Origin of the sequence: Cellulomonas fimi, from assembly GCF_028527925.1 — a bacterium.
Taxonomy (GTDB): Bacteria; Actinomycetota; Actinomycetes; order Actinomycetales; family Cellulomonadaceae; genus Cellulomonas; species Cellulomonas fimi_C.
The window spans coordinates 32,013-46,729 of sequence record NZ_JAPESW010000029.1 but is presented as its reverse complement, the minus strand read 5'-3'; the positions used below and the strand labels follow the sequence as shown (position 1 = coordinate 46,729).

At 73.5% G+C, this 14,717-nt stretch carries 15 protein-coding genes; 6 read left to right on the top strand and 9 right to left on the bottom strand.

Annotated elements, in window-relative coordinates; genetic code table 11:
• Positions 1-299 precede the first annotated feature (299 nt).
• Positions 300-920, top strand: coding sequence for an HpcH/HpaI aldolase/citrate lyase family protein (locus OMK64_RS20905; RefSeq protein WP_272728953.1), 621 nt, complete (start codon positions 300-302; stop codon positions 918-920).
• Positions 921-1,569: 649 nt separating this feature from the next.
• Here the strand turns inward: OMK64_RS20905 and OMK64_RS13790 are convergent.
• Genes OMK64_RS13790 through OMK64_RS13780 form a run of 3 tightly spaced genes read right to left on the bottom strand, consistent with a single transcriptional unit; the run spans position 1,570 to position 3,879 of the window.
• On the bottom strand, positions 1,570-2,139 hold the full coding sequence (locus tag OMK64_RS13790) for a TerD family protein (protein ID WP_272728952.1): 570 nt from the start codon (positions 2,137-2,139) through the stop codon (positions 1,570-1,572).
• 11 nt (positions 2,140-2,150) lie between these two features.
• Positions 2,151-2,678, bottom strand: coding sequence for a hypothetical protein (locus OMK64_RS13785; RefSeq protein ID WP_272728951.1), 528 nt, complete (start codon positions 2,676-2,678; stop codon positions 2,151-2,153).
• Positions 2,662-3,879, bottom strand: a complete 1,218-nt coding sequence (locus tag OMK64_RS13780) for a toxic anion resistance protein (RefSeq protein WP_272728950.1) — start codon at positions 3,877-3,879, stop codon at positions 2,662-2,664. The genes OMK64_RS13785 and OMK64_RS13780 overlap by 17 nt, the downstream gene beginning before the upstream one ends.
• A gap of 236 nt (positions 3,880-4,115) precedes the next feature.
• Here OMK64_RS13780 and OMK64_RS13775 point away from each other — a divergent pair, with 236 nt between their 5' ends.
• The 4 genes from OMK64_RS13775 (at position 4,116) to OMK64_RS13760 (ending at position 7,122) form a co-directional block, all read left to right on the top strand.
• Entirely contained in the window at positions 4,116-4,691 is a 576-nt protein-coding gene (locus tag OMK64_RS13775; RefSeq protein ID WP_272728949.1) for a TerD family protein, read from the top strand.
• Positions 4,691-5,269 (top strand): TerD family protein, encoded by a 579-nt coding sequence (locus OMK64_RS13770; RefSeq protein WP_272728948.1) that lies wholly within the window; start codon positions 4,691-4,693, stop codon positions 5,267-5,269. Before OMK64_RS13775 ends, OMK64_RS13770 begins: the two co-directional genes overlap by 1 nt.
• 87 nt (positions 5,270-5,356) lie before the next feature.
• Positions 5,357-6,511 (top strand): DUF475 domain-containing protein, encoded by a 1,155-nt coding sequence (locus tag OMK64_RS13765; protein ID WP_272728947.1) that lies wholly within the window; start codon positions 5,357-5,359, stop codon positions 6,509-6,511.
• Positions 6,512-6,543: 32 nt separating this feature from the next.
• Positions 6,544-7,122 carry a TerD family protein gene (locus tag OMK64_RS13760; protein ID WP_272728946.1) on the top strand — a complete coding sequence of 193 codons (579 nt, stop codon included), beginning with the start codon at positions 6,544-6,546 and terminating at the stop codon, positions 7,120-7,122.
• Positions 7,123-7,247: 125 nt separating this feature from the next.
• Here the strand turns inward: OMK64_RS13760 and OMK64_RS13755 are convergent, their stop codons facing one another.
• Together OMK64_RS13755 and OMK64_RS13750 are read right to left on the bottom strand one after the other, a co-directional pair.
• Positions 7,248-8,507 (bottom strand): NAD(P)/FAD-dependent oxidoreductase, encoded by a 1,260-nt coding sequence (locus OMK64_RS13755; protein WP_272728945.1) that lies wholly within the window; start codon positions 8,505-8,507, stop codon positions 7,248-7,250.
• Positions 8,504-9,691, bottom strand: a complete 1,188-nt coding sequence (locus OMK64_RS13750) for a semialdehyde dehydrogenase (RefSeq protein ID WP_272728944.1) — start codon at positions 9,689-9,691, stop codon at positions 8,504-8,506. The genes OMK64_RS13755 and OMK64_RS13750 overlap by 4 nt, the downstream gene beginning before the upstream one ends.
• A 344-nt stretch (positions 9,692-10,035) precedes the next feature.
• On the opposite strand from OMK64_RS13750, the gene OMK64_RS13745 reads away from it, so the two are divergent.
• Positions 10,036-11,268 (top strand): DUF418 domain-containing protein, encoded by a 1,233-nt coding sequence (locus tag OMK64_RS13745; protein ID WP_272728943.1) that lies wholly within the window; start codon positions 10,036-10,038, stop codon positions 11,266-11,268.
• Positions 11,269-11,274: 6 nt separating this feature from the next.
• Here OMK64_RS13745 and OMK64_RS13740 read toward each other — a convergent pair whose 3' ends face one another.
• The 4 genes from OMK64_RS13740 to OMK64_RS13725 form a co-directional block, all read right to left on the bottom strand.
• Positions 11,275-12,141, bottom strand: a complete 867-nt coding sequence (locus OMK64_RS13740) for an NAD-dependent epimerase/dehydratase family protein (RefSeq protein ID WP_272728942.1) — start codon at positions 12,139-12,141, stop codon at positions 11,275-11,277.
• A 69-nt stretch (positions 12,142-12,210) separates the two neighbouring features.
• Positions 12,211-12,960, bottom strand: a complete 750-nt coding sequence (locus OMK64_RS13735) for a hypothetical protein (protein WP_272728941.1) — start codon at positions 12,958-12,960, stop codon at positions 12,211-12,213.
• A 96-nt stretch (positions 12,961-13,056) separates the two neighbouring features.
• A complete protein-coding gene (locus tag OMK64_RS13730) occupies positions 13,057-13,713 on the bottom strand; it encodes a hypothetical protein (RefSeq protein ID WP_272728940.1) in 657 nt (218 codons plus the stop codon).
• Complete coding sequence (locus OMK64_RS13725) at positions 13,710-14,675, bottom strand: aldo/keto reductase (RefSeq protein WP_272728939.1); 966 nt, start codon at positions 14,673-14,675, stop codon at positions 13,710-13,712. The genes OMK64_RS13730 and OMK64_RS13725 overlap by 4 nt, the downstream gene beginning before the upstream one ends.
• Positions 14,676-14,717: the final 42 nt, after the last annotated feature.

Here is a 14,717-nt window from a genome sequence, read left to right as displayed (position 1 = left end):
CCCTTGCCCCGCACCCCACCTCCCCACCCGCGCTGAGTTCGTCAGCTGGCGTCGAGCTCGTCAGCCCGAGCCGACGAGCTCGGCACGGACCGACGAACTCGTGGGGGAGGGAAGGGGCCTGGCACGAGCGGACAGGCGACCGCGGAACCGGCGGTGTGCACCGGACGTTCACCTGGACGCGCCGTGCGCGTAGCACCGCTGGGCTACCGTGTGCGCGCGCCCCGCACCACCCCCCGCGGCGGGCCGCAGACGGACGGAGTCGACATGCAGGTCACCACGCCCTCGGGACCGGGCGCCGCGTGAGCGCGCGCCACTTCTCGCACCTGCCCGACGAGGACGTCGAGCGCCTGTTCTCCCGGCCGCCCGAGGCGCTGGGCCGCTCGTGCCCGCCCGCGCTGCTCGCGGTCGCACTGGGCGCGACGCTCTACATGCCCGGGACACGGCCGAACCTGGCGGGTGACCTGGTGCGACGCGCCGCCGCGGGCGCGGTGAGCTCGGTCGTGTGCCTCGAGGACGCGGTCGCCGACGCCGACGTCCCGGAGGCCGAGCGCAACGTCGTCGCGCAGCTCCGGGAGCTCGCGCGCGACGAGGACGCCGCGCCGTTCGTGTTCGTACGCGTGCGCAACCCGGAGCAGATCCCGGCGATCGTCACGGCGCTCGGCGACGACGCGCGCATCCTGTCGGGCTTCGTGCTGCCGAAGTTCACCGAGACGCACGGCGCGGCGTTCCTCGACGCGGTCGACGACACCGCCGCGAGCGCGGGCGTCAGGCTGCTCGCGATGCCCGTCATCGAGTCGCCCGAGATCATCCACCGCGAGACGCGCGAGGACGCGCTGCTCGGCGTGCAGCGGCTGCTCGACAAGCACCGGTCGTCGGTGAGCGACGCACGCCCGCCGGGTGCCAGGCGGTCCGGCGTGTAGCCGAGGACGAGATCGCCGGCCGCGGCGGACCGGCGCGGGCGCGCGGGTCGGGAGGGCGCGGCGGCGGGCGCCGACGAGCCGGACAGGTCCAGCGACGTGCCGGGGGACGCGGGCGCCGAACGTCCGGCCGACGGGAGGTCGAGCGACGTGCCGGACGCGGACGAAGGCGCCGACGAGCGCCCGGACGCCGACAGGTCGAGCGACGTACCCGACGCCGCCGACGGCGTCGCCGGGCGGGCCGGCACCGGCAGGTCGAGCGACGTGCCGGACGCGGACGGAGGCGTCGGCGGGTGCCCGGACGCCGACAGGTCCAGCGAGGTCCCGGTCGACGACGCGGGTGACGTCGAGGGCCGTGCGGGCGTCGAGACGTCGAGCGGCGTCCCCGACGACGACCCGCTCGGCACGGCAGCGGGAACCGACAGGTCGAGCGACGTCCCGCCCGCCGGTGCGGGCGTGGGTGCGCCGAGGTCGAGCGACGTGCCGCCTCCCGACGCGGACGAGCCGCCCGTCGGCGGGGCAGACGACGCGGCGGTCCCGGACGCCGCACCCGACGTCGGCCGGGGCGGAGCGTCAGGACGCAGCCGTCGGCGGCGCAGCCAGGGCAGGTCGTCGCGCGGCGGTGCCCCCGCCGGGCCGATGCCGACGCCGCTCACGACCGCAGGCCGTGGTCGCGCAGGATGCCCGCGATCCCGTCGGCGTACCCCTGCCCGACGACCTTGAACTTCCAGTGCGGGCCGTTGCGGTAGAGCTCGGCGAGCACGAGGCCCGTCTCGGTGGACAGCGCGGGCGCGAGGTTCTCGGAGACCACGAGCTCGTTGTCCCCGGCCAGGTCGAGCACGCGCACGCGCGCCTCGCGGAGCTGCCCGAGCGAGCGCCGGTGGCCGAGGCCCTCGTTGATGTAGGCGACGACGACGATGCGCGCCACCTCGGGCGGCACGTCGCGCAGGTCCACCTCGATCTGCTCGAGGTCGCCGGTGGAGCGCGCCTTCTCGAGCTGCGCGACGGACAGGTCGGGCGACGTGAGCTGGTTGAAGAACACGACGTGCTCGCGCGACAGGAGCTGGGTCGCGTCGTCGCACAGGAGGGCCGCGACGACGAGGTTGTCGACGAGCACGGTCTCGGGCGACGCGAGCGCGACGCCGACGACCACGCCGGTGAGGTGCGGGATCTCGCGCGTGAGGTTGGCGTTGCCGCCGCGGGGCATGGGTCGGGCTGCCATCAGGGGTCTGCTCACAGGTCCAGGTCGGAGCGGGCGAACTTCGTACGGAGGAACGAGCCCTGCGTCATGAGGGCGTCGGCGTCCTGGTGCTGCACGGCGTCGAGGGTGGCCGCGACGGACGTCGTGAGGGTGTCGATCTGGATCATCAGCGCCTGCGTCGGCGTCACGCCGCTGCCCCGCGGGACGTCGCGGAGCGACTCGTCGACGGCGAGGTACGAGCGCAGCGTCGTCGGCAGGTAGTCCGTCGCGGTGCCCTGCACGGACATCACGGCGTACACGTCGAGCGGGCGGACCTCGGAGGTGTCGACGACCTCGCGCAGCAGGTCCGTGAGACGGCGCGCGTTGACGACGGCTGCGACGGGCAGCTCGCCCGACCGCGAGTTCACGAGCCGGACGACCTCGGCCACCGCGCGGCGCAGCTCGGCCGGGCTGTCGCCGGACGGCGCCGGCGGCTGCACGACGGCGACGGGCTCGTCGCGGTCGCGCAGCCGCTGCCAGAACCCCCGGCGGCGGCTGCCGCCCTCAGGAGTCGAGCTCACGCCGGCGGGTGCGCTCCAGGTACGGCTGGGCGCGCTGGATCTGGCCCTCGAGGGCGGTGACGGTCTGCGCCATGGAGTCGACGGCCTGCGCGCGGAAGGTGTCGAGCGCGTCCATCGTCTGGAAGACGTTGTCGAACGCCGCCTGCAGCTTCGCGACGTCGAGCGTCGCCTCCGACGCCTGCTGGTTGATCGCCGCGCCCTGGATCTTCAGCTGCTCGGACGTCGACTCGATGAGGTTCGACGTGACGGTGTTGAGCGCCGTGATCTGGTCGAGCACGAGCTTCTGGCGCGACAGCGCCTGCGCGACGATGACGGCGGTCCGCAGCGCGGCCACGGTCGTGGTCTGCGCGCGGTCGACGCCCTTGATGAGCTCGAGGTTGTTGCGGCGGACCAGGTCCAGCGCCATGTAGCCCTGCACGGACACGGCCATCTGCGTCATGAAGTCCTGGCGGCGCTGGCGCACCGGGAACAGCGCGTCGGCCCGCACGGCGTCGGCGTCCTCCTGGCGACCCGCGGCCTCGAGCTGGGCGATCTTCTCGACGAGCGCGTCGTCGAGCGCGGACGCGAGCGAGTTGTACTCGGCGAGGCGGCCCATCGCGGCCCACAGGTTCGCCTTCTCGGTCTCGATGGCCGCGTTGTCCTTGCGCAGCTCGTCCTGGCCGGACGCGAGCGCCTTGATGATCGCGTCGAGGTGCTGCTGCGCCGACTGGTACTTGGCGAAGTACTGGTCGATCTTCGACCCGCCCGGGATCCACTTGAGGACCTTCTTGGCGCCCGTCAGGTCGGCCCGGTTCGGGTCGAGGTCCGTCACGGTGTTGCGCAGGTCGACGAGCGTGTTCGCGACGCGCGTCTGGGCGTCGCCGGTGTTCTTGCCCTTCACGATCGCGGCCGGGCGGTCGAGCATGCGGCTCGACACGGTCGCGGCGGCGCGCATGTCCTGCTCGCCCATCGACGTGATCGACGCGACCTTCTGGCTGAACGCGGGCGACTTGGCGTCGATCGCGGTGAGCTCGGCGACGAACGCGGTCGCCTTCGCGCGCAGCTCGACCTGCTTGGCGTCCTCGAGCGGGACCGCCCCGACGGCCTGCTCCTCCTTGACCACGACGACCGGGGCGGGCGGCGTGAGGACGAGCGCGCCGGGCGCCGGCGCCGCAGGGGCGGCAGGCGCGGTGGGCGTCGACCCGAGGTCGAGCTCGGACATGGGGAGACCTCCAGGCAGGGCGATCGGGCGGGTGGCCCGGCCTCGCCGGGCACGGGAACGACTCTAGGACGCGGCGGCGGCGCGTGTGCTCGTCCGGAGGGCGGATCCTCCTGTGGACCGACGTCGTGGGCGGGTCCGCGTGGATAGCATCGGCCGGAACCCCGGCGCCGGATCGGTCGTTGGGATCGTCCGACGGGCGGGAGAGCCGCTCCCCCCGGTCCGCGAAGGAGGAGCACGTGTCTCTCAGCCTCACCAAGGGCGGGAACGTCAGCCTGACGAAGGCGGCGCCCGGGCTGACCGCGGTCGTCGTCGGTCTCGGCTGGGACCTGCGCACGACGACCGGTGACGACTTCGACCTCGACGCCTCGGCGATCGTCGTCGGCGCCGACGGCAAGGTCCTCTCGGACAAGCACTTCGTCTTCTTCAACAACCTCACGAGCGTCGACGGCTCGGTGCAGCACCTCGGCGACAACCTCACGGGTGAGGGCGAGGGCGACGACGAGCAGATCAAGGTGAACCTCGCCGGTGTGCCGGCCGAGGCCGACAAGATCGTCTTCCCGGTCTCGATCTACGACGCCGACAACCGCCGCCAGACGTTCGGCCAGGTCCGCAACGCGTTCATCCGCGTCGTCAACCAGGCCGACAACAGCGAGCTCGCGCGCTACGACCTGTCGGAGGACGCCTCGACCGAGACCGCGATGGTCTTCGGCGAGCTGTACCGCAACGGCGACGAGTGGAAGTTCCGCGCGGTCGGCCAGGGCTATGCGTCCGGCCTGGCGGGCATCGCCCGCGACTTCGGCGTCGGCGTCTGATGGGCGTCGTCCTCGCCAAGGGCGGCAACGTCTCCCTGACGAAGGAGGCGCCGAACCTCACGAAGGCGCTCGTCGGGCTCGGCTGGGACGTCCGCACCACGACGGGTGCCGGGTTCGACCTGGACGCCAGCGCGCTGCTCGTCGGCGCGAACGGCAAGGTCCTGTCGGACGCGCACTTCGTCTTCTACAACAACCTCACCAGCCCGGACGGGTCCGTGACGCACACGGGCGACAACCGCACGGGCGAGGGCGACGGGGACGACGAGGCGATCGTGCTCGACCTGGCGGCGGTGCCCGCCGACGTCGAGCGGATCGTCTTCCCCGTCTCGATCTACGACGCACCGGCCCGGCAGCAGAGCTTCGGGCAGGTGCGCAACGCGTTCATCCGCGTCGTCGACCAGTCCGACGGCAACGAGCTCGCGCGGTACGACCTGTCCGAGGACGCCTCGACCGAGACGGCGATGATCTTCGGGGAGATCTACCGGCACGGCGCCGAGTGGAAGTTCCGCGCGGTCGGCCAGGGCTACGACACCGGCCTGGCGGGCATCGCGACCGACTTCGGCGTCCAGATCGGCTGACCCGCCGCACGGCCGGCCGCAGTCGCTCCTAGACTGCGGTCGGCCCTGCAGCGGTCACCCCACCCCCTCCACGAGATCGAGAGTCCCGTGTTCTTCCGCATCTTCGGCTGGTCGCTCGCCGTCACGCTCGTGTCGCTCGTCGTCGCGTTCTTCTACGGCGGCTGGAACGCCTTCGTGCTGTGCCTCATCCTCGGCGTGCTCGAGGTGTCCCTGTCCTTCGACAACGCGGTCGTCAACGCGAAGATCCTGGAGCGGATGAGCCCGTTCTGGCAGCGGATCTTCCTCACCGTCGGCATCGCCATCGCGGTGTTCGGCATGCGGCTCGTCTTCCCGCTGCTCATCGTCGGCATCACCGCGAACCTCAACCCGGTCGAGGCGATCCAGCTCGCGATGGAGAAGGGCGACCCGCACGAGCCGGGGACCTACGGGTACCTGCTCAACGAGGCGCACCCGCAGATCGCGGCGTTCGGCGGCATGTTCCTGCTCATGCTGTTCCTCGACTTCATCTTCGAGGACCGCGAGATCACCTGGCTGTCCTGGCTCGAGAAGCCGCTCGCCACGATCGGCAAGCTCGACCAGCTGTCCGTCGTCGTCGGCGGCATCGCGCTCGTCCTCGCGGCCGAGCTGCTCGCGGAGGACCCGGCGATCGTCATGGTCTCCGGCGTGCTCGGCATGATCACGTACATCGCCGTCAACGGCCTGGGCTCGCTGTTCAACGTGCCCGACGCGGCCGACGACGAGGCGCCCGCGGAGGCCGAGGCCGTCGCGGACAGGGCCGTCGCCGAGAAGTCCGGCCGCTCCGGCCCGACCGAGCTCGCGAAGGCCACCGGCAAGGCCGGCTTCTTCCTGTTCCTCTACCTCGAGGTCCTCGACGCGTCGTTCTCGTTCGACGGCGTCATCGGCGCCTTCGCGATCACCCCCGACCCGATCATCATCGCCCTGGGCCTCGGCTTCATCGGCGCGATGTTCGTCCGGTCGATCACCGTGTTCCTCGTCCGCAAGGGCACGCTGTCCGAGTACGTCTACCTCGAGCACGGCGCGCACTGGGCGATCGGTGCGCTCGCCGCGATCCTGCTGGTCAGCATCGGCTTCCACGTCGACGAGATCATCACCGGCCTCGTGGGTGTCGCCTTCATCGGCGCCGCGTTCGTCAACTCCGTCGTCCGCAACCGGCGCGAGCGCGCCGCGTCGGGCGACTCCACGGAGGACGAGCGTGAGCCGCAGCTGACGCCGGCCCCCTGACCTGCCTTACCCGTCCCGTCGAAAGGCCGCACGTGTCCGTCAACCTCACCAAGGGCCAGACCGTCTCGCTCACCAAGTCCGACGGTGGCACTCTCACGCAGGTCCGCATGGGCCTCGGCTGGGACGCCATCAAGGTCAAGGGCCTGTTCGGGCGGTCGAAGGAGCGGTCGGTCGACCTCGACGCCTCGGCGCTGCTGTTCGACGCGAACGGCGCCCTGGTCGACCAGGTGTGGTTCAGCCAGCTCGCCAGCAAGGACGGCGCCGTGCAGCACACCGGGGACAACCGGACCGGTGCGGGCGACGGCGACGACGAGTCGATCCGCGTCGCGCTCACCGGCGTGAACCCGGCGGTCAAGACGCTCGTGTTCGTCGTGAACAGCTACACGGGCGAGACGTTCGCGCAGATCGAGAACGCGTTCTGCCGCCTGATCGACGAGACGACCGGCCAGGAGGTCGCCCGCTACGACCTGTCCGGCTCGGGCTCGCACACCGCGCAGATCATGGCGAAGGTGACGCGGGACGGCGCCGGCTGGAGCATGACGGCGCTCGGCGTACGCACCAGCGGCCGCACGATCAAGGACATGCTGCCGGCGGTCTCGCAGGTCCTCTGACCGTCCACGCACAGCGCCTGAGGGCGGGTCACCTTCCGGGGTGACCCGCCCTCAGCCGTTCTGCGGTGCGGCCGACGGTCACGCCGACCGATCGACGCTCGGGCGCTGCTGCTCGCGTGCGCGCGTCAGCCCTCCACCGGCGCAAGCCTCGACGCGTCCGTCCGGGTGGCGGTCGTGGCCCCGCCCTGCGCCTCGTCCAGCCGATCTCGACGCACCGCATGGCGGCGGCGCAGCTCGGCGGGGATCGCGAGGGCGCGACGGCGCGAGGGCATGAAGCGGAGGAAGAACGCCACACGGAGGGTCCACGCGAGCGGACCCGTGATGCTCAGGCCCCAGATGTCCGCGACGCCGTGGCCGACGCCGAACGCGGCGCCCTGGCCGAGGCCGAGGTAGCGGAACGGCGTCCCCGGACGGCCCTGCAGCGCGCGGGCGACGTTGCGGCCGACCTGGTCGCCGGCCTTGATCGCCCACAGCGCGTTCGCGGGGACGGGCTCGTGCGTGCGCGGGTGCAGGACGCGTGCCGCGTCGCCTGCGGCCCAGACCCCGTCGCGGACCGTGAGGTCGGGCAGCGTGCGGAGGCGGCCGTCGTCGTCGCGGGCCAGGGGCTCGGTCCCGGGCAGGCGGACCGGGCGCTGACCCGTCGTCGCCAGGACCGTGCGTGTGCGGATGCGCGTGCCGTCGGACAGCGTGACCCCGTCGTCGTCGGCGGACGTCACGGCGACGCCCGTGCGGACGTCGACGTTCAGGCGCGCGAGCTCGCGCTCGACCCGCCGCGCGAGGCGCGGGCGGCGCGCGTGCAGCGCGGGCACGACGCGCTCGCCGCGGTGGACCAGGACGACCCGGCCGGGCCGACCGCCGGAGCGGTCCGCGAGCGCGGCGGCGAGCTCGGCGCCCGCGAGGCCGCCCCCGACCACGACGACGGGGTCGGGGTCGTCGGCGGCCGCCTCGGCGCGGGCCGCGAGCGCCTCCAGGCCGCCCGGGTGGCGCAGCGTGAGGCCGCGGCCGGTCAGGCCGTCGACCTCGTCGACCGGCTCGCCCGCCCCCGTGCCGAGGACCAGGGCGTCGTACGACGTGGTCGCCGGCGCGCTCCCGTCGGCCGGCCGGTAGGTGACCGTGCGGGCGGACAGGTCGACGCGCTCGACGCGCGCGTGGAGTACGGTCGCGAGCGGCATGGCCTCAGCGAGCGGGGTCTGCGTGAGGTGGGCGGGCAGCAGGCCTGACGCGACCTCGCCGGTGAAGCCGTGGAAGTTGTGCACGGGGTTCTCGGACACGACGACGATCTCGACCGACCCGTCACGGAGCATGCCCCGGACGCGGCGCACGAGGGCGCCGTAGGCGTGCAACGTCACGTACCCGCCGCCGAGCAGGACGACCCGCCGGGTCACCGGCTCGTCCCCGCCGTGACGAGCGAGGCACCGCTCGGGACGGGTCCGGCGGTCGCGGGCTCGGTCGCGTCGGAGGCGGGCGACGGCGCAGCGTCGGCCACCCTCGTCGACGTGGTGGCGGCGGGGGTCATCAGGCGGTCGGCGAGGTGGCCGTCCAGGGGGCGGCCGAAGGTCGTCGGCGGGGCGGCGCGGAACCCCAGGCCCGCGAAGCGGCGGGCGATCGCGCGGACGTGGTCGACCTGGTCCAGCGTCGGGACGCCCAGCGAGAAGTGGCCGGTGTGGCCGGACAGGGCGAGCAGCGCGGTCTCGGCGAAGCAGCCGTACGTGGACCCGGGCGGCTGGCCGATGTCGCCGCCGCGCAGCCGCAGGCCCGGGACGGCGACGACGCCGCCGTCGACCACGGTCACGTCGGGCCGCTCGACGAGCAGGTCGGGCGAGGTGTTGCGGGGCTGCGTCGCGTCGAGCACGACCGCCCCGGGGGCGAGGTGCTCGGACCGGAGGAGCGCGTCGGCGGCGGCGGTGAGCAGGACGACGACGTCGCACGCACGCACGTCGCGCAGGTCGGTGGAGATCGTCGTCGGGACGCGGCGGCAGACCTCACCGGCCAGGGCGCCGAGCCGGCCGCCCGCGCGGGCGACGAGGGTCAGGTGCTCGACGGCTCGGTCGCGGGCGAGGAGGCGGACGAGGGTCGTCCCGACCGAGCCCGTGGCGCCGACGACCGCGACGCGGCGTGCGCGGTCGGGCCGCGCGGCGAGCAGCGAGCGGAGCTGGTCCTCGACGATCGCCGCCGTGTACGCGTTGCCGTTGGTGACGCCGATGTCGGTGCGGCCCGCGAGCGTCGACCCGCCCGACGTGACCGTCGCGGTCAGCGCCCCGAGGCCCACGATCCCGGCGCCGCGTCGTGCCGCGAGGTCCACGGCGGCACCGACACGGTCGCGTGCGGCGTGCGGGGCCTCGAGCATGTGCCGGGCGCCGAACGGGACGAGCACGACCCGGCCGACCGGGTCGGGCGTGACGTCGGGCAGGTGGACGCGGGCCATCGTGAACGGCCGCAGCGGGAGGCGTCGCACCGCGCGGTCGGCCAGGCCCTCGGGGACGCGGCCGAGCGGCGACCAGACGCGCGCGAGGTCGTCGGACACGCTGGCCCGCGGGTGGACCAGGAACGCGAACGGGACGGCACTCATCGGCGGTTCTCCAGGGGATCGCGGCCCCGCAGGGCCGATCGAGGGTGCGGCCCGGGGCCGCGACGCAGGTGAAGAGGTCCGGCGGCGGCGGTCAGATACGTCGGTCACCCGGTCGGCCGCCCGTGCACGCCCATGCTCGTCGCGCCCGCGCACCCGCGGCGTCCGCCGCTGGTCGCGTCGTCGACGGCCTGTCGTCCCCCGACGGTCTGGTCCCGCGCCCGCGCATCCACCGGCCGACGGACTTCCGCACGGCGTCGGGCCCCCGGACGTGGGGGGAACCATGAGGGGAGATTCGGGGGGATGCCGGATGTCGACGTGACGGCCGGGCTCCCTAGGTTCGGGCCATGACCTCCGACCAGAACAGCGCGACCCTGACCGCCCCGCCTGCGGTCACCGTCCCGGCCGTCGCCGCCTCGACGCCGGTCGCACCGGACCGCCGCTCGCTGGCCCCGGACCTCGCGCGCGGCATGCTGCTGCTGTTCATCGCGCTCGCGAACGTGTGGGGCTACCTGTGGTCGACCGGTGAGGTGGGGCCCGGGGGGCGACCGGCGGGCGGGTCGGGCGTCGACCACCTGGTCGACGCGCTGACCGCGTTCTTCGTCGACGACCGCTCGCGGCCCATGTTCGCGATCCTCTACGGGTTCGGCCTCGCGACGATGGCGAGCCGCCTCGCGGCGCGCGGCGAGGGCCGTGCCGGCGTGCGCCGGGTGCTGGCACGACGCGGCGTGTGGCTCGTCGTGCTCGGCCTCGTGCACTCGGCGCTGCTGTTCGGCGGTGACATCCTCGCGACCTACGGCGTGACGGGCCTGATCGCGCTCGCCTTCCTGCAGCGGTCGCGCACGACGCTCTGGCTCTGGTTCGCCGCCGGCACGCTGCTGTCGACCGCGGCGGGCGTCGTCCTGCTGCTGTTCTTCGAGGAGGGCTTCGGCGGCGACGGCTCCCCGACGACCGGCTACCTGGCGTCGGCCGGCGAGCGGCTGCTGTCGTCCGGCGTCTCGATCGGGCTCGCGGCGGTGCTGCTGTTCTTCGTGCCGCAGGTCGTGCTCGGCATCCTGCTGTCGCGCGCGGGCTGGCTCACCCGCCCGTGGGAGCACCGCCGCCGCCTCGGCCAGGTCGTCGTGGTCGCGCTCGTCGTCAACGTCGTCGGCAACCTGCCGTGGGCCCTCGTCGTCGGGCACGTGTGCGAGCCGTCGAACGCCGTCGGCGGGGTGCTCGAGATGGTCCACATCGCGTCGGGCGTCGTCATGGGTCTGGGGTACGTGTGCCTGTTCGGCTGGCTCGCGGCCGTCTGGCACGACCGCCGCGACCTGCCCGTGGTGCGGGCGGTGACGGCGGTCGGCGAGCGGTCGCTCACGTCGTACCTGCTGCAGTCCGTGATGTTCGCGCCGCTGCTGAGCGCGTGGGGCCTCGGTCTGGGCGGCCGGATCGGCACGGCGACGGCCGCCGCGCTCGCCGTCGCCGTCTGGCTCGTCACGGTCGCCGTCGCCGTCGCTCTCGACCGCGCGGGACGCCGCGGCCCGTTCGAGGTCCTCCTCCGCCGCCTCACCTACGGCCGCCGCACGCGCCCCGTCGGCTGAGGCGCGTCAGGCCTGCGCGCCGGGGAGGCGCGAGCGCCAGGTGTGGGTCGGCTCGTAGCCCAGGAGGCGGCGGGCCTTGTCGATGGACAGGAGCGTCTCGCGGCCCTCGACGGGGCGGCGGAGCTCGACGTCGGGGAACTCGGCGGCCAGCAGCTCGGCCGACGGGGTGTCGAGGACGGTGTCGGGCGCGGCGATGATGAACGCCTCGAAGCCCGTGAGGTCGCTCTCCAGCGCGAGGCGCACGGCCTGCGCGCCGTCGCGGGCGTCGATGTAGCCCCACAGGTTCCAGCGGCGCGACTGCGCGGTGAAGTCGCGGAACGCCGGGTAGTCCTCGTCGACCATGACGTTCGAGAACCGCAGCCCGATGAGCTTGGCCGACGGGTCCCACCGCGTGAAGTGGCGCGCCATCTCCTCCTCGACGGCCTTGCCGAGGGAGTACGTGCTCTCCGGGCGGACGGGGTACTCCTCGTCGACGGGCGCGTACGGCGGCGGGGTGTCGAACGGCAGGCCGAGGACGGTCTCGCTCGACGCCCAGACGACGTTGCGAATGCCCGCGCGGCGGGCGGCGGAGAACACGTGGTGCGTCGCGACGACGTTGTTCGCGAACGTCGCACCGCTCGGGATCAGGCCGGGCGCGGGGATCGCCGCGAGGTGCACGACGGCATCGACACCCTGGTAACGGTCGTCGATGCCGGTGAGCGCCTCGGTCACCTGGCCGAGGTCGGTGAGGTCGACGCGTGTGAACAACGCCGGCTGGCCGGGCGGCGGCGGGGCGACGTCGACGTTCACGACCTCGTACCCGTGCGCGGCGAGGTCGTCCACGACCGCCCGTCCCAGCTTCCCGCTGCCACCTGTCACCACGACGCGCGTCATGCCCCGACCGTAACCCGGCACCCGCGGACGCCGCCGACCGGGCCAGTCGGCTGACGGCACGGGCGACCACTACGGCGTCTTGCAGACCAGACGCGCCCCTCGCGCCTCCCGGAGATAGGTGCGGACCCGGCGCGCAGATACATGGGGCCGGTTCAACCGCAGGAGCCGCGGAGGCACGTACACCGCTCCGAGAGCTCCCCCCGGGCCAAAGGCCCACGCATACCACGGCACGTGTCGCGCGTCGTTGATGTGCTGGTAAGTGAGCCCGCGCGGGCCGTTCGGCAGGTTGAGCGCTGCGAGCACCTCACGTTCGAACCCGGGCGAGACTTCCACGCCGGCACCGACGAGATCGGCGATCCGCCACACCGCAGGATCATCTGGCTCCCCGACGACCACACCCCCGGTCTCGTCGCCCGTCACGACAAGACGAACCTCGGCTACCGCGGTCTGCACCGAGTCTGTGGGCAGAGGTATCCGTCCTCGTCGCCGCGGCGAGAGCCAGTAGCGGATCTCGTCGAACGTCACACGGGCGTTGTCGCGCATGATCTCGTCAGCGTCGTCACGGACCTCGCAGACGAGGAGCGGCACACGGTCCGTCGTCAGCCGTCCGCGCTCCCGAACGAGATGCCCCATGCACTCGACCGCCATCGATCGAACGATGGCACGCGACGAATCGGTCGCGAGGTCGAGAAGGAAAAGCTCGAGCGCCCGCTGATCCCCCGTGACGTTCGTGAGCTCCATCATGGAATACGGAATCTGCGCATCGGGCGTCGCCGCGTTCTCGATCTCGGCGACAAGGTCGGGGTCGAGCTCGGTCATGATCTTCACCTCAGTCTTTCCGAGAGGTGGGCACGTCCCACGTGAACACGCCGCCCTTCACCACGACGGATACCGCAGCACTTGAGGGGACACGTCCTAGGCGTAGCGGCGGTGCTGGAGCGGCAGGAAGCGGTCGATCGAGTGCCGGAGGCTGAATCGCGGCTTCCGGAGCCGCACCTCGACGGCGTAGTAGTCGGCCCACGTCCGGAACGCCTCGTAGCCGCGCCAGTCGAGGTCGAGACCCTCGGCGACCTCGACCGCGCGCGCCGCGAGGTCCGGCCAGCCGAACCGCCGCGCCGCCTCGTACGGGTCGGTCACGCGTGCCAGCAGCGGGTCGCGGCCGTCCGACGGCGGCACCTCGCCGTCGAGCACGAGCTCCGCGATCGCCCGGACGCTCGTCGCCCGGTCGACGAACGGCAGCGTGAGGCGCGCGAAGTCGTCGACGATCACCTGCGGGAAGCCGGGCGTCTGCGCGGTGTACTCGCCGCGCCACCCGAACGCCGTCGCGGCCTGGTTGAACTGGTGCACGAACCGGTCCCCCGCCGTCCGCTCGCCTTCGGCGGGCGTGCACTCGACGGTGATCGTGCGGACCCGGTCGATCCGCGCCTGCGGCTCGCACCGCACGACCATCGCGACGTCCCCGGACCGCCCGCGGAACACGGGACCGCCGCGCGTGAAGCCGCGCTCCGCGAGGAGCGGTTCGAGCGCGCCGGGCAGGTCGAACGTCGGCCCCGCGGTCGGGTCGGCGCTCACTCCGCGTCGAGCCAGGTCCGCGCGGGCGGGAGCAGCGCCTCGAGCTCCGGCCACAGCGCGTCGGGGAGCTCCGCCGACGCGGCGGCGACGGTCTGCGCGACGCGCTGCGGGCGGCTCATGCCGACGATCGTCGCCCCGACGCGCGGGTCGCGCAGGGAGAACTGCAGCGCCGCCGTCGCGATGTCCGTGCCGTGCTCGGCGCACACGCGTCGCATCGCCTCGGCAGCGTCCAGCACCTCGGGCGGGGCCTCGCGGTAGCCGTACGTCGTCGGGCCGCCCTCCTGCTTCGCGAGGATGCCGCCGCCGTGCACGGCCGCGTTGAGGATGCCCATGCCCTGCCGCTCCGCCTCGTCGAGCAGCGGCCCCGCGGACCGGTCGAGCAGCGTCCAGCGGTTGTGCACGAGCAGCACGTCGAACACCCCGAGCGCGAGGTAGCGCGCGATCTCCTGCACGCGCCCGCCCGCCAGCCCGATCGCCCCGACCTCGCCCGACTCCCGCAGCGCGACGAGCGCCTCGACGGCCCCGCCCGGACCGGCGAGGTCCTCGAACGACCAGAACTCGGGGTCGTGCAGGTGCACGAGCGGCAGGTGGTCGAGTCCCAGGCGCTCGCGGCTCTCCGCGACCGACGCGAGCACGCGGTCGCCCGAGTAGTCGCCGTCCTTCGGGTCGACCTTCGTCGCGACCGTGACGCCCGCGGGCAGCCCGCCGACCTCGCGCAGCGCCGCGCCGATCCGCCGCTCGCTCTCGCCGTCGCTGTACCCGTTCGACGTGTCGACGAACCGGATGGGGCTGTCGAGCGCGGCGAGCACGGTCGCGACGCCCTCGTCGGCGGGCACGTCGCGGCCGAACAGGTCCGGCATGCTGCCGAGCGGCCCACCGCCGAGGCACACCGCGGACACCTCGAGTCCCGTGCGACCGAGGGGGCGCATCCAGCCGGGCGTGCCGGGGGCGAACGACGTCATGACGGGCTCCAGGGGGCGATCACGGATCGGCGGCGATCCGAC